Here is a 20,139-nt window from a genome sequence, read left to right as displayed (position 1 = left end):
GCCGACCGTCGGGTCCTATGTGGACATGCTGCGCGTGAACATGTCGGGCCCCTCGTTGGCGAGCACGCTCGAGAACACTCCACTCTCGATGCTCGGACCAAAACTCGCCACTCGGCATGGCGCGTTTTCGTGTGCAGCCAACCTCCGAGCAGGACGAGGACGTCGCCCGCGGGATCACTTCGTGTTTCTCAACAACGGCAACATCATTAACCTGGAGAACGAACACGATCCGAATGTCGGCCCGCAGGAGGACGGGGCGACCTTCACGATCCCGCAAGATCCGGTCAGGCGCCGCGTCCACGATATCCGGACGTTCAACGTGCTGTGCGGGGGCGAGTACATCTTCAACCCCTCGCTTTCCGCCTTGAGGTGGATGGCGGACATCGGCTGACCGGACTCAACGCCCTGTCCTCGCCGCGGAGGGCATGATCGCGACGGGCCCGGGTCGGCGCCATGCGGCGACTCGTGCGGCATATGATCTTCGCGGCACCGGTCGCGTCCCGGCCGTCGGCAGGACCGATGGTCACCCGCAACAGCGCAGCGCGCCCTGCGCAACCGCGGAGGGCGCCGCCTCTGGGTGCGGTGTCCGGTCGGCTGGAGCGGCCAGGCCACGTCGAGTGCGGGAAGGTTCTGATGGTTGCGTTGTCCGTGCTCGAACTGGCCACGGTGGAAGAAGGGCGCCGCGCGAGCGAGGCGCTGGAAGCGGTGACCTCGGTCGCGCGAGGCGTCGACCAACTGGGCTTCCACCGGATCTGGGTGGCCGAACACCATGGCTACCGCTCGGTCGGCAGCGTCGCGCCGCCGGTGCTGGCCACGCACCTGGCCGGTGCGACCGCCGCGCTGCGGGTCGGGTCGGGCGGTGCGCTGTTGCCCAACCACCCGCCGCTCGCGGTGGCCGAACAGTTCACGACCCTGGCCGCGTTGCATCCGGGGCGGGTCGATCTGGGCATCGGCCGAGGTTCCGGCACCACCGATGCCCGGGCAGTGCGGGCGTTGCGCGGGACCGACGAACCGATCACTGCCGCCGCCTACCGCGCCGCCGTCGTCGAACTGCTCGGGCACCTCGCCGGAGGGGACGGCGCGAGGGTACTGGCCGGGGCCGACGAATCGCCGGAGCCGTGGCTGCTCGCGTCGAGCCCGGACGGGGCCGCGATCGCCGCCGAGCTGGGCCTGCCGCTGGCGATCGGCCACCACATCCGGCCGGGCAACACCATCGACGCGCTGACCCGCTACCGCGACGAGTTCCGCGCTTCGCGCTGGCGCGAGCAGCCCTACGTGATCGTCTGCGTGGAGACCTTGTGCGCGCAGACCGACGAGCAGGCCCAGGAATTGGCGCGCCCCTCGGCACTGGCGATGGCCGGTGCACTGCAGGGACGGGGCACCGAGGCCGAACGGCCGACGCCGAAAGAGGCGGAACGGCAGGAAATTCCCTCCGAGGTCGGCGATCGCTTGGCCGCGTTGCGGGCGACCCAGGCGTACGGGTCACCGTCGACGGTGCGGACGCGACTCAAGCAACTGGTCGAGCGGACCGGTGCCGACGAGCTCATGCTGTCCACCCCGGTCTACGACCCGGCGGCCCGGCTCCGCTCGCTCGAGCTGGCCGCCGCTTGTGCGCGCGAAGAGTAAGCGCAGGCGGTAGTGGGGGAACCGGTCACAGCTCCGGCAGCGCCGGTGTCTCCAGCCAATCCGTGAAGAACGGCCGCAGCGAGCGAGCCGCGTACGCCTCGGCGGACGCGACGAACTCCTCGGTGCTCACCGTGGCGTGGCGGTGTTCCGAGGCCCACTCCTTGACGAGCGCGAAGAACGCCGGGTCGCCGATCTCGCCGCGCAGGGCGTGCAGCGTGAGCGCGCCGCGTTTGTACACGCGTTCGTCGAACATCCGCGCCACACCGGGGTCGCTGATGCGCACGTCGGCCGGCTTGGCCTTCATGCGCGCGTGCCACGTCCGCGCCAGCGAGTCCGCGGGCTGGCCGCCGGACTCCTCCGACCACAGCCACTCCGCGTACGTCGCGAAGCCCTCGTTGAGCCAGATGTGGCGCCAGTCGGCGACGGTGAGGCTGTTGCCGAACCACTGGTGCGCGAGCTCGTGCACGACCAGGCGCTCGTTCGTGCGCCGGCCGTCGACGTGGTTGGCGCCGAAGATCGACATCCCCTGCGCTTCGATCGGGTCGTCCAACGCATCGTCGGTCACGACGACCACGTACTCGCCGAAGGGGTACGGCCCGAACAGGCGCTGCAGCACGTCCATCATCCGGCCCTGGCGGCCGAAGTCGCGCGCGAACGCCCGGCGCAGCCGCGGCGGCACCGCGGCCCGCTGCGGCACGGTCGCCACCACGGACTCGACGCCGTTGCCCCGGCCGAAGCCCAGCGGCATCCGGGAGGACCGCGCCTCGGGGTGCGAGAACCAGCCCGCGCCGGACCCGGCCACGAGCTCGACGTCGTCGTAGCGCCCGACCTGCACGCTCATCAGGTACGTCGCCGTCGGCTCCGGCCGCTCGAACACCCAGGTCGCGGTGCTCGCCGACTGGTAGCGCGACACGAGGTTCCCCGTCACCGCGACCAGGTACGAGGACGAGGTCGTCACCGTGACGCGGTAGCTGGCCTTGTCGGCCGGGTGGTCGTTGCACGGGAACCACGACGGAGCGCCGATCGGCTGGCTCGCGACGAGCGCGCCGTCGGTGAGTTCGTCCCACCCGATGTCACCCCAGCGGCTCGGCACCGGCCGCGGGTTGCCGACGTAGCGGACCTCGACCCGGAACTCCGTGTCGGCCGCCATCGACCTGGCGGGCTTCACCTGGAGCTTCAGCCCGCGCCGGACGAACTTCGCCGGCCGGCCGTCGACGAGCACCCGCGACACACGGAACTCGCCGAGGTCGAGCGTCAGCCGCGACAGAGCCTGCGTCGCCACACAGGTGAGCACCGCGGTGCCGCTGAGCCGGTTGGGCCCGACGCGGTAGTCGAGGTCCAGGTCGTAATGGCGGACGCGGTAGCCGCCGTTGCCGTGACCGGGGAGGTACGAATCTGCGGAGGTTTCCGCACCGGGTGCCGGCGCGGCAGCCTTCGAGGTCACCCGAGCAGAACCCCGCTTTCCGTGAGGTGGTCTTGTCCCAGCAGGATCGCGCGGATCTTGGCGCGCCGCAACGGCCGGAGGCTCACCGACGCCAGGTCGAGATCGGGTTGCCGAGCCAGCGCGTGTCGGCCGGCACCGCGTCGCCCCGCGTGACGAGCGAACCCGGGCCCACGGTGGTGCGCGCGCCGATGCTCGCGCCCGGCAGCACGATGCCGTGCGGGCCGAGCGTGGCGCCCTCGTCCAGCTCCACCCGGGACATGCTCATGATCCGGTCGTGGAACAAGTGCGTCTGCACCACGCAGCCGCGGTTGATCGTCGCGCCGTCGCCGAGGCGGACGAGGTCCGACTCCGGCAGCCAGTACGTCTCCAGCCACACGCCGCGCCCGACCTTCACACCCATGGTGCGCAGCCAGGCGGTGAGCAGCGGCGTACCCCCGACCGAACCGATCAGCCACGGCACGGCGAGCGTCTCGACGAAGGTGTCGGCCAGCTCGTTGCGCCACACGAAGGCGCTCCACAACGGGTGCTCGATCGCGCGGAACTTCCCGACCAGCAGCCACTTCACCACGGTGGCGGTGAGCGCGGCGACGACACCGGCGGCCAGCAGCACCGGTCCGGCCAGCAGCGCGGCGTTACCGAACCCGTAGAGCGAGGCGATCGCCAGCAGCGAGGACGCGACGCCCACGCTGAGGGCGACCCCGCACATCACCGGCACGATCCGCAGCAGCTCCACGAACGCCCGTGCGGCCTTGAGGTGCAGCGCCGGGGTGTAGGTGCGGCTGGTGTCGGCGTCGCCGACCGCCCGGCGGACCGGGAGCGGCGGCATGCCGAGGTAGGACGAGCCCTTCTTGGCCTTCAGCGGCGTCGAGGACAGCACGCCCACGAGGCCGCGCTTCGGCACCGAACGGCCCGGCGCAGTCATGCCGGAGTTGCCGAGGAACGCCTGCTTGCCGATGCGTGCCGGCGCGACGTGCAACCAGCCGTGACCCAGCTCGTAGGTCGCGACCATCGTGTCGTCGGCGAGGAACGCGCCGCTGTCGACCTTGGTCATCTTCGGCACCGCCAGCACGGTCGACGCCTCGACGTTGCGGCCGACCTTGGCGCCGAGCAGGCGCAGCCACACGGGCGTGAACAGGCTGGCGTACAAGGGGAACAGGCCTTCGCGGGCCATGCCCATGAGGCGCTCGGTGGCCCACACCTGCCACGCGACGCGGCCGTGGACCGGGTGGTAGCCCTCGACCATGCCGATCCCCAGCAGCCGCACGCCGGCCAGGACGAGCAGCGCGTAGGTGAGGAAGTAGGCGACGGTGGCGACCGGGGTGAAGATCAGCGCCTGCGTCACGGCGGCGCCCGGCGTCGGCGCGCCCCAGATCGCGGCACCCAGCACGGCCACGCCCGGCAGCGCCGCGATGCCCGGCAGGAAGCCGAGCACGACCGACGTCATGCCATACACCGTCGCCCAGAACCGTGACCGCGGCGGGCGGCTGGCCGGCCACTTCAGCGTGTCCTTGGCGTCCTTGCCCGAGTGGGCCGCGGGCGAACCAGCCCAGCGCTGCCCGGCCGGGACGGCACCGCGCACGGTCGACCCGGCGGCGATCTCCGCGCCCTTGCCGATGCGGGCGCCCGGGAACAGGGTGCTGCGCGAACCGACGCGGGCCTCCGCGCCGATCCGGATCTTGCCGAGGTGCACGAGGTCCCCGTCGACCCAGTGGCCGGTCAGGTCCACCTCGGGCTCCACGGCGGCACCGCGGCCCAGTTTCAGGAAGCCGGTGACCGGCGGCGGCGAGTGCAGGTCGACGTCCTTGGCTACCCGGGCACCGAGCGCCTTGGCATACGTCGTCATCCACGAAGCGCCGGCGACGCTGTCCGCGCCGCTGAACTCCGCGAGCTTCTCGGCCGTCCACAGGCGCAGGTGCACGCCGCCGCCACGCGGGTAGCTGCCCGGCCGCACGCCCGAGAGCAGCACCCGCGCACCGCCGGCGGCGATCGCGATGCGGCCGGCCGGGCTGAACAGCACCAGCCACGCCAGCACGACCCACGCCCAGTTCAGCGTCGGCGCCCAGGTGACCCCGAGCAGCGACAACACGTTCGAGGCCGCCGCCGCGAGCGTCGCCCAGCGCAGGCCGACCAGGCCCATGAGCGGGAGCATCAACAGCGTCTGGATCACGCCCGCGCGGCGCGGCGTCGGCGCGATGTCGCGGCGCTCGGTCTCCTGGCCGCTGAGCTTGTCGAGCATCGTGGCCAGCGACCCGAGCTTCGGGTGCTGGTAGATGTCGTGGACCGACACCTCGGGGTGGCGGGTGCGGATGCGCGCGATGAGCTGCGCGGCCGTGAGGCTGCCGCCGCCGTGGGTGAAGAAGTCCGCCTTCGGGTCCGTCACGGACACCCCGAGGATCTCCGACCAGCCTTCGGCCAGCCACGCCTCGGTGGCGGACAGTCCGGCGGCGCCGGCGTCCACAGTGGACAGCGGCCACGGCAGGGCGGCGCGGTCGACCTTGCCCGAGGTGCGCGTGGGCAGGTCGCCGATGACCGCGAGCAGCGGCACCAGCGCGGCCGGGAGCTGCTCGCGCAGCCGCGTGGCGGCGTCGTCCGAGTCGAAGGGGGCGCCGGCGCTCGGCACGACGTACCCGACGAGGACCTGGTTGCCGGCCTTGGTGCGGCGGACCGCCGCAGCCGCGCCCTGCACTCCGGGCAGCGACTGCAGCGCGGCGTCGACCTCGCCCAGCTCGATGCGGCGGCCGCCGAGCTTCACCTGCTCGTCGAGCCGGCCGAGGAACAGTAGGCCCTCGTGCTCGGCACGGACCATGTCGCCGCTGCGGTAGGCGCGCTGCCAGCCCAGCGAGGGCAGCGGCGCGAATTTCTGCGCGTCCTTCTCGGGGTCGAGGTAGCGCGCGAGACCGACGCCGCCGATCACGAGTTCACCGGTCTCGCCCATGGCGACCGGGTCTCCGGCCTCGTTGACCACGGCCAGCTGCCAGCCCGCCAGCGGCAGGCCGATGCGCACCGGGCCTTCACCGGTCATCTGCGCGGCGCAGGCGACGACGGTGGCCTCGGTGGGGCCGTAGGTGTTCCAGACTTCGCGGCCTTCCACGGCCACGCGTTCGGCCAGCTCCGGCGGGCACGCTTCGCCGCCGAAGATGAGCAGGCGCACGTCCTCGAGCGCGTCGGTGGGCCACAGCGCGGCCAGCGTCGGCACGGTGGAGACGACGGAGATGCGCTGCGCGACCAGCCACGGGCCGAGGTCGACGCCGGTGCGCACGAGCGCGCGCGGCGCGGGCACCAGACAGGCGCCGTGGCGCCACGCGAGCCACATCTCCTCGCAGGAGGCGTCGAACGCGACGCTCAGGCCCGCGAGCACACGGTCACCGGGGCCGATGGGCTCCTCGGTGAGGAACAGCTGCGCCTCGGCGTCCACGAATGCCGCGGCGGAGGCGTGCGTGACGGCGACGCCCTTGGGCTTGCCGGTGGATCCGGAGGTGAAGATGATCCACGCGTCGTCGGCCGGGCCGGGGCTGCCGTCGCGGTCGCCCGGGGCGCCGGCGACGGTGATGCTGCCGTCGGTGACGATCGCGGCCACACCGGCTTCGCCGAACACGAGCTCCGCGCGCTCTTCGGGGTCGTCCGCGTCGACCGGCACGTAGGCGGCGCCGACGGACAGGGTGGCGAGGATCGCGACGTAGAGCTCGGCCGTGCCGGACGAGACGCAGACGCCGACGCGGTCGCCGAGGCCGACGCCGTGGGCGCGCAGGCGGCGGCCGTAGGTCTCGATCTCCTCGAGCAGCCGGCGGTAGCTCAGGGTGGTGGTGCCGTCGTCGATGGCGGCGGCGTTGGGGTGCTGCTCGGCGGTCTCCGTGAGGATCTGGAGCAGCGTGCGCTGGCTGGCGCCGAGGCCGGACCAGAACAGGGCACGGTCGGTGGCCGGCGTGCCGGAGGGAGCGTCGGTCACCTCGGCGACAGAGGCGAGAGCGGTGGTCGCCTCGTCGGCGGCCAGGGCGAGCTCGGTGGCGGGGGCGTGGTCGGCGGTGAGGGTCACCGCGCCGCCCCGTCACGCCGCGTAGCCGCAGGTTTCGAAAAAAGGCCGTAACGCATCGTACGGTGGGCGCGCAAGCCCATCACTCACCTTCCGCGAGCGTCATTCGGGCTGGCTCTCCGAATGAGGCGCCCGGTGCAGCCACCCACAATACGCGCCAGGTGAACTCCCGATAGCGCAAGGGTCACGGTCGAGTGTCGGACGTCACCGGTTCCGCACTCGGTGACAGAGCGCGAAAACGCGCCGGGTAAGCGACCGCCTCCGGCGCGTCCGAACCGTGTCCGATCAACGTGTCACGGTGTCACCGGCTCTTCGCGGCCTTGCCCCCGGCCTTGGGTTTCGCCTTCTTCTCGCGCACACGCACGTTCACCCGGACGGGACTGCCCTCGAAGCCGAACCGCTCACGGAACTTGCGCTCGATGAACCGTCGGTAACCGGCCTCGAGGAAGCCGGTGGTGAAAAGCACGAGCGTCGGCGGGCGGATGCCGGCCTGCGTGGCGAACAGCACCTTCGGCTGCTTGCCGCTGCGCACGGGCGGCGGCGTGGCCGCGATGAGGTCCGACAGCCACCCGTTCAACTGGCCGGTGGGCACCCGCTGGTCCCACGACTTCAGCGCCGTCCGCAGCGCCGGCGCGAGCTTGCGCACGGACCGGCCGGTGAGCGCGGAGATGTTCACCTTCTCCGCCCACGGCACGCGGACCAGGCCGCGGTCGAGCTCGCGCACCATCGCGTGGCGGCGATCCTCGTCCACCAGGTCCCACTTGTTGAAGGCGAGCACGAGCGAGCGGCCCGCCTCGACGACCATCGTGAGCACCCGCAGGTCCTGCTCGGACAGCGGCTCGGCGGCGTCGAGCATCACGATCGCCACCTCGGCCGCGTCGATCGCCGTCTTGGTGCGCAGGGAGGCGTAGTACTCGGCGCCGTTGGCGGAGTTCACGCGCTTGCGCAGGCCCGCCGTGTCCACGAACCGCCAGGTCTCGCCGTCGAGGTCGACCAGCGAGTCGACCGGGTCGACGGTGGTGCCGGCGACCGAGTCGACCACCGAACGCTGCTCGCCCGAGAGCTTGTTGAGCAGGCTCGACTTGCCCACGTTCGGCTTGCCGACGAGCGCGACGCGGCGCGGGCCGGTGCTCACGGTGCCGGCTTCGCGCGGCGCGGTGGGCAGGGCCTCGATGATCGCGTCGAGCAGGTCGCCCGAGCTGCGCCCGTGCAGGGCGCTGACCGGGTGCGGCTCGCCCAGGCCGAGGCGCCACAGCGACGCGGTGTCGGCGAGCAACCGGTCGTCGTCCACCTTGTTGGCGGCCAGCAGCACCGGCTTCTTCGAGCGCCGCAGCACGCGGGCCACGGCCTCGTCGGTGGTCGTGGCGCCCACGGTCGCGTCGAGCACGAGCAGCACGGCGTCGGCCGTCTGCATGGCGATCTCCGCCTGCGCGGCCACGGAGGCCTGCAGGCCGGTCGCGTCGGGCTCCCAGCCGCCGGTGTCGACGAGCGTGAACCGGCGGCCGCCCCAGTAGGCGTCGTAGGCGACGCGGTCGCGGGTCACGCCCGGCACGTCCTGCACCACGGCCTCGCGCCGGCCGAGGATGCGGTTGACCAGCGTGGACTTGCCCACGTTGGGCCTGCCCACCACGGCCAGCACCGGCTGCGCGAGGTTCGCCTGCTCGGCGGCGCCCTCCGCCTCGATCTGCGCGTCGAGCGCGGCGAACTCGGTCTCGTCGGACCAGGTGCCGTCGATCTCTCCGACACCCGCGAACTCCGCCGACGCACTTTCTCCCGCGGAGGCGGAATCAAACCCTGTCATTGCTTCCCACTTCACCTACGGCGAGCCGATTCGGTTCTCGGCGCGCCAATCGTCCAAAGTCTTCACGAGCCCCGCGAGCTGCAGGCGCAGCTCCTCGGTGCCCTCTTCCAGGCCGGTCCGGCCCGGGCCCACCTTCGGCGTGAACGGCTCCCCCACGAGGATGTCCACGCGCGGGCGCCAGCGCCGCTTCCCGTCGGCGGGTTTCACCGTGCCCCGCGTCGCAACCGGCAGCACGGTTGCCCCAGCGGCGCGGACCAGCCAGGCCGCGCCCTTCTCGGCCACGCCGACGTCGCCGGCGCCCCGGGTGCCCTCGGGGAAGATGCCGATGACCCCGCCGGCCTTCAGCACGCCGACCGCCGTCATCAGCGGCGTGCGGTCGATCTCGCCCCGCTTGACCGGGATCTGGCCGATCGCCCGCAGGAACCGCCCCGCTGCGCCCTTGAACATCTCGGCTTTGACCACGAACGCCGAACGCCGCGGGAGCATTCCGAAGATCAGCTGCGGTTCGATCATGGAGCTGTGGTTGGCGATCACTACGACCGGGCCGGCGCCGGGCATCCGGTCGCGCCCGTGCACGCGGATCCGGAAGGCCGACCGCAGATGGTACCGGGCGAACACCCGCCCGGCGTCGTGCAGGAGGCCGTTCGCACCCTCGGGGAGAGCGCCACCGGTCATGCGCGCGCCTCGGCCTCGGCTCCGGCGGGGCAGTCGTCGAGCAGGCCGCGGCGGCAGGCCAGCTCGGACAGCGCGACGATCACCTGGTCGATGGACAGCTCGGAGGTGTCGACGGGCACGGCGTCCTCGGCCGCGCGCAGCGGCGACGTCGTACGCGTGGAGTCGAGGCGGTCGCGGCGTTCGACGGACTGGCGGGCCGCCTCGACGCTCGTCTCGCGCCCGGCGGCGGTGTCCTGCCCGCTGCGCCGCGCGGCGCGGACGTCGGCCGACGCGGTGAGGTAGACCTTGAGTGGCGACTCGGGCGCCACGACCGTGCCGATGTCGCGGCCCTCCACGACGATGCCGCCGACGTCGGCCAGCACGTCGGCGATGATCCGGCGCTGACGGGCCACGAGCAGCTCGCGCACCTGTGGCACCGCGGACACGGCCGACACGGCCTGCGTGACCTCCGGCCCGCGGATGTCGGCGGCCACGTCCTCGTCGCCGAGGCGGACCTCGGGACGTTCGGGGCTGGTGCCGATGCTGAAGTGCACGTCGTGGGCGAGGTGGCCGACGGCATCGGTGTCGGCCGGGTCGGTGCCCGCACGCAGCACGGCGAGCGTCACGAGCCGGTACATCGCGCCCGTGTCGAGGTAGCCCGCGCCGAGCCGGTCGGCGAGCTTGCGCGCGACCGTGGTCTTGCCGGTTCCCGACGGGCCGTCCAGCGCGACCACACCACGTAGGGCTCCCGTCACCGAAACTCTCCTCGCGTTCGTCGTGCTCTGCGTGATCGGCGTTCATTCTGCCCGCCGCCCGGCACGGCCGGTGAGGCGGCTCTGCCAGGGCGTTCGCCTGGGTCCGACAAAGCCTCCGGGGACGCGTCCGGCCTGCACGGCGGCCTAGATCCGCCGCAGTCGCGCCGGCGGCGCAGGCGCCGGTTCGCAGCAGAAAATCTAGCACTGCTAGACAGCCTAGCGTAGATACGCTAGCGTTGGCAGAAATTCCTAGCATAGCTAGATTTCCGGAGGTCCCCCTTGATCGTCACCGCCTACGTCATCGCCGGAATCGTCGCGGTCGGCATCGTCTACGTGGGGCTCAGCTATCTGCTGGCGCCGGAGAAGACCGCCGCCGGCTTCGGCCTCGCCACGATCCCGACCGGCACCACGGCGTTCTTCCACATCAAAGGCGTCCGCGACATCGCGTCCGGCCTGGTGGTGGGCGCGGCGATGCTCGCGGGCGGCCCGCACGTCCTCGGCTGGATCCTGCTCGCCGAGGCTTTCATCCCCGTCGGCGACATGCTGATCATCCTGCGCCACAGGGGAAGCCGGGCAATCGCGTGCTCCGTCCACGGCGCGACGGCGGCCGTCATGGTCGTGGCGACGCTCCTGCTCGAGCTGTCCTGACCGCGGCCGGTCAGCGGGTGCGGTCCAGCCAGCCGGTGATGCGGTCGTTGAGCTCCTTCGGCCGCTCGACGAGCATGAAGTGGCCGACGCCCTCGATCAGCTCCGCCTCGGAGCCGGGGCCGCCGAACTCGGTCACCCGCTCGACCTGGGCCGCGGTCATCCCGTGGCAGCCGTCGTCAGTGCCGTGCAGGTAGAGCAGCGGCTGGGGCGCGCGGCCACCCCACGCGGCGGCCTGCTCGGCCACCCACTCCGGCGTGCCGAAGCGCGTCGGGTCGAACTGGCCCCAGTAATAACCCAGTGCGGCGTGCAGGTGGTCGGGATCGGCGAGCGCGGCCCGAAGGTGGCCCAGGTCCTCGTCGGCCGTATAGCCGGGAGACCAGTCGCCCCAGATGTCGCGGATGAAGGCGAAGTCGTCCTGGCGGATCCGGTCCTCGATCACCCGTTGCATCTGGAAGTACCAGAAGTAGAAGCTGCGCTTGATCTGCGCGTAGGTACCCAGGTTCTCGCCGAAGATCTCGAACGGCGGGATGTTGAGGACCACCGCGCGGCCCCACAGCTCGGGAGCCCGCCCGAGCGCGCCCCACGCCCCGACCGCGCCCCAGTCGTGCGCCACCAGCAGCGCCTCCGGACCGCCGCCGAGCGCCCGCGTCAGGGCGATCTGGTCGGCGACCATCACACTGGAGTGCACGAAGTGGCGCAGCGGCGGCAGTTCCGTCGGCGCGAACCCGCGCACGAAGGGCGCGACCGCGTGGAACCCCGCTGCGGCGAGCGCGGGCAGCAGGTGCCGGTAGGTGAACGGCGTGTCCGGGAACCCGTGAATGCACAACGCGAGCGGGCCCGCACCGGCCTCGAGGTACTCGAACGTGATCCCGTTCGCGGTGACGCGGCCCCGTGCGAACTCGGCCATCGTGGCCTCCTCCCACCACGGGAAACCCTAGGCGCGCCCGGCCGCGGTGCTCCAGACCTGGTGCGGGGCGCGAATTTCACCGGGCCGCCATGGTCGGCGACACGCGCGGTGGTCGTGACCACGCGTCCGCCGGAGCTCGCCTGAGCCTCACGAATCGGACAATGGGCTACCGTGGCCGGTGTGAACGTGGAAGTGACCCCCCTGCCCGGAATCGGTGTCCGGAAGGACTTCGCCACGCGGGCGGGACGGCGCATCGGTGTCGTGACCCAGCGGGACGGCAAGATCGAGCTGATCGTGTCCAAGGCCGACGACCTCGACGCGTGCCTCGCCTCGCTGCCACTCACCGCGGACGAGGCCGGCGCGCTGGCCAACCTGCTCGGCGCGCCGCAGCTCGTCGCGCAGCTGACCGAAGAGCACCGTGAGCTGCCCGGCATCCACACGCGCCAGCTGCCGATCACCGAGGACGGGCCGTTCGACGGCCGCACGCTCGGCGACACGGCGATGCGCACCCGCACCGGCGTGTCGGTGGTCGCGGTGGCGCGCGCGGGCCAGGTGCACCCGTCGCCGACCCCCGACTTCACCTTCACAGCAGGCGACCTACTGGTCGCGGTCGGGACGTCCGAAGGTCTGGACGCCGCCGCCAAGATCCTCAAGCAAGGCTGATGGACCACACCGCGCTGTCCCTGATCGAACTCGGCGGGGTTTTCTTCGTCCTGGGCGTGTTGGGCAGGCTAGCCGGCCGGATCGGGCTCTCCCCCATTCCGCTCTACCTCCTCGGTGGCCTGTGCTTCGGTTCCGGTGGCCTGATCCCGCTCACCGACATCGGCGACTTCACGCACCTGGCCAGCGAAATCGGCGTGGTGCTGCTGCTCCTGCTGCTGGGGCTGGAGTACTCGGCGGCGGAGCTGTTCACGGGCCTGCGCCGCTCGTGGACGGCGGGTCTGCTCGACATCGTGCTCAACGCGCTGCCCGGCGCGGCCGTCGCGCTGCTGCTGGGCTGGGGCGCGATCGGCGCGATCGCGCTGGCGGGTGTCACCTACATCTCGTCGTCCGGCATCGTCGCGAAGGTGCTCGGCGACCTCGGCCGGCTCGGTAACCGCGAAACGCCGGTGGTGCTGTCGATCCTGGTGTTCGAAGACCTCGTGATGGCGCTGTACCTGCCGATCCTCACCGCGATCCTCGGCGGCGTCAGCTTCCTCGGCGGACTCGAGGCCGTCGGCATCTCGCTGCTGGTGATCACCGTGGTGCTGGTGATCGCGCTGAAGTTCGGCCGTTACGTCTCCGCGATCGTGGACAGCGACGACCGCGAGGTGTTCCTGCTCAAGATCCTCGGCGCCGCGCTGCTCGTGGCGGGCCTCGCGTCGGCGATGCAGGTTTCGGCCGCCGTCGGCGCGTTCCTGCTCGGCATCGCCGTCTCCGGTTCGACGGCCCACAACGCCACGCGCCTGCTCGAACCCCTGCGCGACCTGTTCGCGGCGGTGTTCTTCGTGGTGTTCGGCCTGAACACCGACCCGGCGTCGATCCCGCCGGTGCTCGGCTGGGCCGTGGTGCTGGCCGTGGTGACCACGCTGACGAAGGTCGGCACGGGCTGGTGGGCCGCGCGAAGACAGGGCATCGGCAAACTGGGCCGCGCCCGCGCCGGCGCGGCCTTGGTGGCGCGCGGCGAGTTCTCCATCGTGATCGCCGGCCTCGCCGTCACCGCCGGCGCGGTCGACGGCGAGCTCGCCGCCCTGGCCACCGCCTACGTCCTGCTCATGGCGATCCTCGGCCCGACGGCGGCCCGGATCGTGGAGCCGGTGGCCCGGGCGCTGCAACGCAAACCGCGCGAGCAGCGGACGGAAGCCACCGCCTGACTCGTCAGTGGTGGCGCCGGCGAGAAACCGGCGCCACCACTCACCACCGCGTCAGCGGAGGTCGAGCTGCGGCCGGTTCGCCACCGCCGACAGTGCGGTGCGCGGCAGCGCCGCACCCGGGCCGGCCGGTGCGGTGCCCACCAGCGGCACCTGCACCGACGTCTTCGCCAGGTCGATCGTCAGCTTCGGTCCCTTCGCCGGGCCCGTGATGAAGTCGGCGTCGGTGCCGCCGATGACGAGCGCCAGCGTGTGGCCCGCCGGAACGACGTGGTCGGTGGTCGCCAGCCGGAAGGTCATCGTGTCGGGCTTGCCAGGCGTGAGCGGCGACTCGTCGCTCAGCGACCGGTAGTTCGCCAGGTCCGCCCAGCCTCGGCTGATCACGGTGAACCCGACGTTCGTGGTGTCGGCGCTGGTCACCTTGTAGCAGGCGTCGTCGCCGGGGGCGTTGGCGCCCCAGCACGTCTCGGCGGTGGCGGTCTTGATGCCCTCGCCGCCCGCAGAGTAGTTGCGGATGATGGCGGGCCCATAGTCGACGAGCATCGCCGAGAGCCGGGCCGAGGACGTGCTCGGTGTGACCGTGACGGTGATCGACGACGTGCCCGAAACCTGCAGTGGCGCGGACAGCGAACCGGTGCTGTAGAGGACGCGGTCGGGCGAGGTGGCCGACGGGTCCGCGGCCCAGCCGTTCTCGCTGCCGTCGAGGTCGTCGGTGAACGACGCCGTGCCCGAGGTCGCCGCCGTGCTCAACGTGCCGACGCCCGCGGTGGCGCCGGCGTGCGGGCGCAACGTGGTCGCCTTCACGCCTCCCGCCGGGTACGAGGACTGGTCGGCCCACTGGTCCGGCTGCCGCTCGACGGTGGCCATCGGTTGCTTCTCGATGCCGTTGTCGATGCCCATCAGGTAGTGGTCGAACCACTGGTGCAGCGTGTCCACCCACTCGGTGCGGCGGTAGTCGAACGGGTCGACGTGCCCGGTCTGCGCGAGCCAGATCTTTCGCTGTACCCCGGCTTTCGCGAGCGCGTCCCACCACTGGCCGAAGTTGATCGTCTTCACGTTCAGGTCGTTCACGCCGTGCGAGACAAACACGCTCGCGTGCACGTTCTTCGCCTGCGCCGCGTAGTCGCGCTCGGCCCAGAACGGACCAAAGTCGCCGTCGGCGGTGGCGCCCTTGGCGAGCTTCGCGTTCTGCGCCGAGCAGTCCTGGCCGCCGTTGCGCGTCTCGACGGTTTCGGCGAGGCCGTCGGGGTCGAAGCCGAACGACGCGCCGTCCGAGCGGTAGTAGTCGTACCAGGAGCTGATCGCGGAGATGGGGACGATCGTCTTCAGCCCGGCGACGCCGGTGGCGGCCACGCCGTTGGCGATCGTGCCGTCGTAGGACTTGCCGATCATGCCGACGCCGCCGTCGCTCCAGCTCGCCGCGACCTTGCTGCCGCCGGACTTCGCGCGGTAGCCCGGGGCGCGCCCGTTGAGCCAGTCGACGACCTTCTTCGCCGACTGCACGTCGGAAGCACCGCCGACGTCGACGCACCCGGTGGACCGGTTGGTGCCGGCCAGGTCCACGAGCACGACGGCGTAGCCGCGCGGCACGAAGTAGTTGTCGTAGTACAGCGGGAACCCGACCGGACGGCCCTGCTGGTCGTAGGTCTTGAACTCGCTCTCGTTGCCGCGCCCGAGCGAGGAGTAGTACGGGCTCGCGTCCATGATCACGGGGATCTTGCGCCCCTGCGCCGCGGGTTCGGCCGGTCGCACGATGTCGGCGGCGACGCGGTCGGATCTGCCGTCGCCGTCCCCGTCGCGCCCGACGTCGACCCACACCGTTTCGCGGATCGCACCGGCGAAGTCGTACACGGGTTCGGAGCCGACGGCGGGTCTTTCCGCCGCCGACGCCGCCTGCACCGGAACCACGAGCCCCGCGGCCACGACCACCGCCGCGCACAGCCCTCTGAACAGCCGCATCCTGCGTCCCCTCCAGCCGTCTGACCGATCTCGATCAAGCTAGGAGGACGCGGACGCGGTGCGCCAGGGCGGAAAGTGGGGACGGAGCGGGAAACCCCCGAACGGCTCAGAGGATCGTGAGCGTCACAGATCCACGTTGCGATACAGCGAGCCGACCTCACCGCGGTTGAGGCGGCGGATCGTGCCGGGGCGCTGGGCGCCGAGCTGCACGTCGCCGATCGCGGTGCGTACGAGCTTGCGCACGGGATGGCCGGTCGAGGCCATGAGCCGGCGCACGATGTGCTTGCGGCCCTCGTGGATCACGAGCTCGATCATGCTCCGGCCGGAGTGCATGTCCTTCACGCGGAACTGGTCGACCTTCACGATCCCGTCGGGCAGCTCCCAGCCGGCGCGCAGCTCCTTGCCGAGTCCGCGCGGCACGAGGCCCTCGACCTCGGCGAAGTAGGTCTTGAGCACGTGGTAGCTCGGGTGCATCAGCCGGTGGCCGAGGTCGCCGTCGTTGGTGAGCAACAGCAGGCCCTCGGTGTTCTCGTCGAGCCGGCCCACGTGGACGACGCCGGGGGTCTCCTCCCAGCGGCCGCGCAGGTAGTCGCCGACGCACGGACGGCCGCGGTCGTCCGACATCGTCGAGTGCACGCCCTTGGGCTTGTTGAAGGCGAGGTACACCAGGTCGTCGCGCAGGTTCACGCGCGTGCCGTCGACGTGGATCACGGCCTCGACCGGGTCGACGCGGCGGCCCAGCTCGGTGACGATCTGGCCGTCCACCTCCACCCGGCCCTCCACGATCAGGTCCTCGGCCGCGCGCCGCGAGGCGATGCCGGCCTGGGAGAGGACCTTCTGCAGCCGGACGCCGTCGGGGTGCTGGTCAGATGTCATCGATGGTGTCCACTTCGGGTAGCAGCGGAGCGATCGGGGGCAGGTCGTTCAGCGACGACAGCCCCAGTCGCTCCAGGAACAGCTCGGTCGTCACGTACAGCGTGCCCGTCGTCTCGGGGTCGGTGCCCATCTCTTCGATGAGGCCGCGGGCCAGCAGGGTGCGGATCACGCCGTCGACGTTGACCCCGCGCACCGCGGCGACCCTGGCCCTGGTCACCGGCTGCCGGTACGCGATCACGGCGAGGCTCTCCAGCGCGGCCCGGGTCAGCTTCGACCGCTGGCCGTCGAGCAGGAGCTTCTCCACGAACGGGGCGTACGTGTCCCTAGTGTAGAACCGCCACCCCTCGCCGACGCGCCGCAGGTCGATCCCGCTGCCCCGCTCGGTGAGCCGCTGCGCCATCGTCCGCAGGGCGACGGTGACCCGCGCCACCGGCTGCTCCACGGTCTCGGCCAGCATCTGCTCGCCCGCGGGCGAGTCGACGACGAGCAGCAGCGCCTCGAGTGCGGCCTCCAGCGCCTCGTCGGACGTCATGTCGGGCAGGTCGCTGACCGGCTCGACACCCCCCTCCGAGTCCGGCTGCTCGGCTCCAGCCGCCGCCTCCCCAGGCTGGCCCTCGCCCGGTTTCCCTCCGGACGCTTCGCCTTCGAGCGCGGCCGAAGCTTCGGCTTCCGGCACTTCGCCGCCGGACGCGTCGCCTTCCGCAGCCGCGACTTCGCCGCTGTCCGGCACGTCCGCGGCGAGCGACTCGCCGTCTGCCTCCGTTTCGCCCGGTTCGCCGGCGGCGGGCGCCTCGTGCTCGACGGCCGCGGCAGCTGGTGCTTCGGCGACATCGTCGTCCGGCGCCGCGTCGCCCGGTTCGCCGGCGGCAGGCGTCTCGTCCTCCACCGCCGCCGCAGCCTGCTCGCCGTCCCCGTCTGTGGTTCCCTCAGCGACAATGTCGTCCGGCGCCTCGGCCGGTGCCACGTTGACCTCGCGGTCCAGGTCGATCGCCTCCGCACCGGTTCCCTGGGCGGCCGGCGCGCGGTCGTCTTCGGTGCTCACCCGTACTCCTCTTCGTCGGCTGCCGCGCGGTCGTGGGCGGCGGCGGCCGAGGCCTCCGCGACGCTGCCGCCGGTCCAGCGCACGTGGAGCTCGGCGAGCGCCTCGAGCTGTTCGAACTGCACCGTCGACTCGCGGTACAGCTCCAGCAGCGCGAGGAACCGCGCGACGATCTCCACGGTGTGCTCGCAGTCCTCCACGAGCTCCTTGAACGTGGCCTGCCCCGCCTCGGCGAGCTTCAGCCGCAGCAGCGCCGCGTGCTCGCGCACGGACACACGGCCCATGTGCAGGTGCGCGAGCGACACCGTCGGCGGCGGCTTCGGCTTGAAGACCGCCACGGCGATCTCCGCGAACTTCTGCGGTGTCACGCCCAGCATCACCTCGGGAAGCAGCCCGACGTACCGCTCCTCCAGCGCCACCGAGCGCGGGTAGCGCCGCAGCGCGCCCTGCTCCAGCTCGCCGAACAGCGCCGCCACCTGCTTGTACGCGCGGTACTGCAGCACCCGCGCGAAGAGCAGGTCGCGGGCCTCCAGGAGCGCGAGGTCGTCCTCGTTCTCCACCTCCGCCGAGGGCAGCAGCCGCGCGGCCTTGAGGTCCAGCAGGGTCGCGGCGATGACCAGGAACTCCGTGGTCTCGTCGAGGTTCCAGTCGGACCCGAGCGCACGCGTGTAGGCGATGAAGTCATCGGTCACCGTGTGCAGCGCGACCTCGGTGACGTCGAGCTGGTGCTGCGAGATCAGCTGCAGCAGCAGGTCGAACGGCCCCTCGAAGTTCTTCAGGCGCACCTTGAACTTCGAGGTGCTGAGCTCCTGGGCGTAGCCCTCCGGGATCGTCCCGCCGTGCACGGTCTCGTGCTCGACCGGCTTCTCCTCCGGGTTCGGAGTTTCGTCCCGGCCCGCGGTTTCGCCGTCGCCCGGCTGCTCCTCCAGGCTCGGAGTCTCGTCCGGCCCAGGGGTTTCCTGCAGGATCGGCGTCTCGGTACCCGGGGCCGCGGCGTCCGGCTCCGGCTGCTCGGCCGATGCCGGTTCGTCCATCAGCCCTCGGTTCCGCCTTCGTCTTCCATCGCCTGCAATCGCTGGACCAGCACCGATTCTTCGCCGCGCTGGTCGAAGTCGGCGATCAGCACGGCCACGGCCTCGCGCACCAGGCGGCCGCGGTCGACCACGAGGTTGTGCTTGGCCCGCAGGTTCAGGCGGGTCTGCTCCATCGCGAGCAGCTCGTCGCCCGAAACGTACACGGTGATCTTCGCGTCGTGCTTCGTGCGGCCGGAGCCGCTGCGCGCCGCGGCGCGGCTGAGCTGGTCGGCGTCCGCGCTCTTCTTCGGGAGCGGTTCGGCCGGTGCGGGCGCCGCCGGGCGATCGAGTGCCGGGCCGGCCGGACTGGAGGTGAGGCGGAAGAGTTCCGACGCTCCGGGCAGGGAAGCGCGCCTGCTCACCGAGCGATCACCTCGCGAGCCAGCGCGCGATAGGCTGCCGCGCCAGCCGACTTGGGGGCCCAGGTCGTGATCGGCTCACCCGCGACAGTCGTCTCGGGGAACCGCACGGTGCGGTTGATCACCGTGTCGAACACGATGTCGCCGAATGCCTCCACCACGCGAGCCATGACCTCCTTCGAGTGCAGGGTTCTCGGGTCGTACATCGTGGCGAGAATCCCCGTGATGTCCAGTTTGGGGTTGAGGCGTTCCTGCACCTTCTCGATCGTGTCGATCAGGAGCGCGACGCCTCGCAGACTGAAGAACTCGCACTCCAGGGGGATGATCACACCGTCCGCGGCGGTCAATGCGTTCACCGTCAACAGGCCGAGCGAGGGCTGGCAGTCGACAAGAACATAGTCGTAGTCGTTCATGACCGGACGCAGGACCCGTAACAACGTGTGTTCGCGCCCTACCTCTGCGACGAGCTGGACCTCCGCCGCGGACAGGTCGATGTTGCTCGGCAGCAGGTCAACGCCGTCGACGCGGGTTTTGCGGAGCACGTCCTCGATGCCGACGGACCGCTCCATGATGACGTTGTAGACCGTCTGGTCCAGCTCGTGCGGCTGGATGCCGAGACCCACCGACAGAGCGCCCTGCGGGTCGAAGTCCACGAGCAGCACGCGGCGACCGCACTCGGCGAGCGCGGCGCCCAGGTTGATGGTCGACGTGGTCTTGCCGACGCCGCCCTTCTGATTGCACATGGCGAGCACCTTCGCCGGGCCGTGGTGGTCCAGCGGCGCCGGTTCGGGGATCTCGCGCAGCGGCCGGCCCGTGGGGCCGATCCCGCTCTCTTCGCGCTCCTTCGCACGCGCCCGGGCCCTCTCGGCGCGGCTCGGGCGGGGGCTGTCGGAGAGCTCGTCACCGTCGTGGTTCGCGGGGGTGGCGATTCGCACCTGGGAGAGGCTCGCCGCGGCCGAACCGGCGGACGCGGCCGGGCGCTCCGGCTGGTTCGGTGTCGACATGGCGGGAAAGCTCCTTGTTTAGGCGTCCCGGGCAGCCTATGCGGGGAATCGGAGCCCCGGCAAAGCGCCGCGCCGGGCCGGGCGCGCGAAGTCACCACTGGTGGCTGGTGCCCT

General features: G+C 71.7%; 17 protein-coding genes. 5 read left to right on the top strand and 12 right to left on the bottom strand.

The features are described 5' to 3' along the window. Window positions 1–181 precede the first annotated feature (181 nt). Window positions 182–391, top strand: a complete 210-nt coding sequence (locus AB0F91_RS16400) for a hypothetical protein (RefSeq protein WP_360598360.1) — start codon at window positions 182–184, stop codon at window positions 389–391. Window positions 392–633: 242 nt separating this feature from the next. Then, a complete protein-coding gene (locus tag AB0F91_RS16395; protein WP_360598359.1) occupies window positions 634–1,626 on the top strand; it encodes an LLM class flavin-dependent oxidoreductase in 993 nt (330 codons plus the stop codon). Window positions 1,627–1,651: 25 nt separating this feature from the next. Here the strand turns inward: AB0F91_RS16395 and AB0F91_RS16390 are convergent, their stop codons facing one another. From AB0F91_RS16390 to cmk, 5 genes are all read right to left on the bottom strand, one after another. Beyond that, complete coding sequence (locus AB0F91_RS16390; protein WP_360598358.1) at window positions 1,652–3,070, bottom strand: M1 family metallopeptidase; 1,419 nt, start codon at window positions 3,068–3,070, stop codon at window positions 1,652–1,654. 82 nt (window positions 3,071–3,152) lie between these two features. After that, entirely contained in the window at window positions 3,153–7,016 is a 3,864-nt protein-coding gene (locus tag AB0F91_RS16385; RefSeq protein WP_360598566.1) for a Pls/PosA family non-ribosomal peptide synthetase, read from the bottom strand. Between the two features lie 385 nt (window positions 7,017–7,401). Continuing rightward, the gene (der, locus tag AB0F91_RS16380) at window positions 7,402–8,901 is read right to left on the bottom strand and encodes a ribosome biogenesis GTPase Der (RefSeq protein ID WP_360598357.1); all 1,500 of its coding nucleotides are present in this window, start codon (window positions 8,899–8,901) and stop codon (window positions 7,402–7,404) included. 15 nt (window positions 8,902–8,916) lie between these two features. Continuing rightward, window positions 8,917–9,576 carry a lysophospholipid acyltransferase family protein gene (locus AB0F91_RS16375; RefSeq protein WP_360598356.1) on the bottom strand — a complete coding sequence of 220 codons (660 nt, stop codon included), beginning with the start codon at window positions 9,574–9,576 and terminating at the stop codon, window positions 8,917–8,919. Next, on the bottom strand, window positions 9,573–10,289 hold the full coding sequence (gene cmk / locus AB0F91_RS16370; protein ID WP_360598565.1) for a (d)CMP kinase: 717 nt from the start codon (window positions 10,287–10,289) through the stop codon (window positions 9,573–9,575). The genes AB0F91_RS16375 and cmk overlap by 4 nt, the downstream gene beginning before the upstream one ends. Window positions 10,290–10,589: 300 nt before the next feature. Between cmk and AB0F91_RS16365 the strand changes: the two genes are divergently transcribed. Next, on the top strand, window positions 10,590–10,958 hold the full coding sequence (locus AB0F91_RS16365) for a DUF4267 domain-containing protein (protein ID WP_360598355.1): 369 nt from the start codon (window positions 10,590–10,592) through the stop codon (window positions 10,956–10,958). A 10-nt stretch (window positions 10,959–10,968) separates the two neighbouring features. On the opposite strand, the gene AB0F91_RS16360 is transcribed toward AB0F91_RS16365, so the two are convergent. Further along, on the bottom strand, window positions 10,969–11,865 hold the full coding sequence (locus AB0F91_RS16360) for an alpha/beta hydrolase (RefSeq protein ID WP_360598354.1): 897 nt from the start codon (window positions 11,863–11,865) through the stop codon (window positions 10,969–10,971). Window positions 11,866–12,045: 180 nt separating this feature from the next. On the opposite strand from AB0F91_RS16360, the gene AB0F91_RS16355 reads away from it, so the two are divergent. Both AB0F91_RS16355 and AB0F91_RS16350 read left to right on the top strand, forming a co-directional pair. After that, a complete protein-coding gene (locus tag AB0F91_RS16355; RefSeq protein WP_360598353.1) occupies window positions 12,046–12,528 on the top strand; it encodes a cation:proton antiporter regulatory subunit in 483 nt (160 codons plus the stop codon). Next, on the top strand, window positions 12,528–13,718 hold the full coding sequence (locus AB0F91_RS16350; protein ID WP_360598352.1) for a cation:proton antiporter: 1,191 nt from the start codon (window positions 12,528–12,530) through the stop codon (window positions 13,716–13,718). Before AB0F91_RS16355 ends, AB0F91_RS16350 begins: the two co-directional genes overlap by 1 nt. Before the next feature lie 51 nt (window positions 13,719–13,769). Here AB0F91_RS16350 and AB0F91_RS16345 read toward each other — a convergent pair whose 3' ends face one another. From AB0F91_RS16345 to AB0F91_RS16320, 6 genes are all read right to left on the bottom strand, one after another. Beyond that, entirely contained in the window at window positions 13,770–15,674 is a 1,905-nt protein-coding gene (locus tag AB0F91_RS16345) for a Xaa-Pro dipeptidyl-peptidase (RefSeq protein ID WP_360598351.1), read from the bottom strand. A 123-nt stretch (window positions 15,675–15,797) separates the two neighbouring features. Continuing rightward, window positions 15,798–16,550, bottom strand: coding sequence for a pseudouridine synthase (locus AB0F91_RS16340; protein ID WP_360598350.1), 753 nt, complete (start codon window positions 16,548–16,550; stop codon window positions 15,798–15,800). After that, window positions 16,540–17,226, bottom strand: coding sequence for an SMC-Scp complex subunit ScpB (gene scpB, locus AB0F91_RS16335; RefSeq protein ID WP_360598564.1), 687 nt, complete (start codon window positions 17,224–17,226; stop codon window positions 16,540–16,542). The genes AB0F91_RS16340 and scpB overlap by 11 nt, the downstream gene beginning before the upstream one ends. A gap of 362 nt (window positions 17,227–17,588) precedes the next feature. Then, on the bottom strand, window positions 17,589–18,623 hold the full coding sequence (locus AB0F91_RS16330; RefSeq protein WP_360598349.1) for a segregation/condensation protein A: 1,035 nt from the start codon (window positions 18,621–18,623) through the stop codon (window positions 17,589–17,591). Next, on the bottom strand, window positions 18,623–19,024 hold the full coding sequence (locus tag AB0F91_RS16325; protein WP_360598347.1) for a cobyrinic acid a,c-diamide synthase: 402 nt from the start codon (window positions 19,022–19,024) through the stop codon (window positions 18,623–18,625). The genes AB0F91_RS16330 and AB0F91_RS16325 overlap by 1 nt, the downstream gene beginning before the upstream one ends. Beyond that, the gene (locus AB0F91_RS16320) at window positions 19,021–20,025 is read right to left on the bottom strand and encodes an AAA family ATPase (protein ID WP_360598345.1); all 1,005 of its coding nucleotides are present in this window, start codon (window positions 20,023–20,025) and stop codon (window positions 19,021–19,023) included. The genes AB0F91_RS16325 and AB0F91_RS16320 overlap by 4 nt, the downstream gene beginning before the upstream one ends. Window positions 20,026–20,139: the final 114 nt, after the last annotated feature.

This window comes from Amycolatopsis sp. NPDC023774 (genome assembly GCF_040639695.1).
Taxonomy (GTDB): Bacteria; Actinomycetota; Actinomycetes; order Mycobacteriales; family Pseudonocardiaceae; genus Amycolatopsis.
The sequence above is the reverse complement of the archived record's forward strand: the minus strand, read 5'-3'. Positions and strand labels throughout refer to the sequence as shown.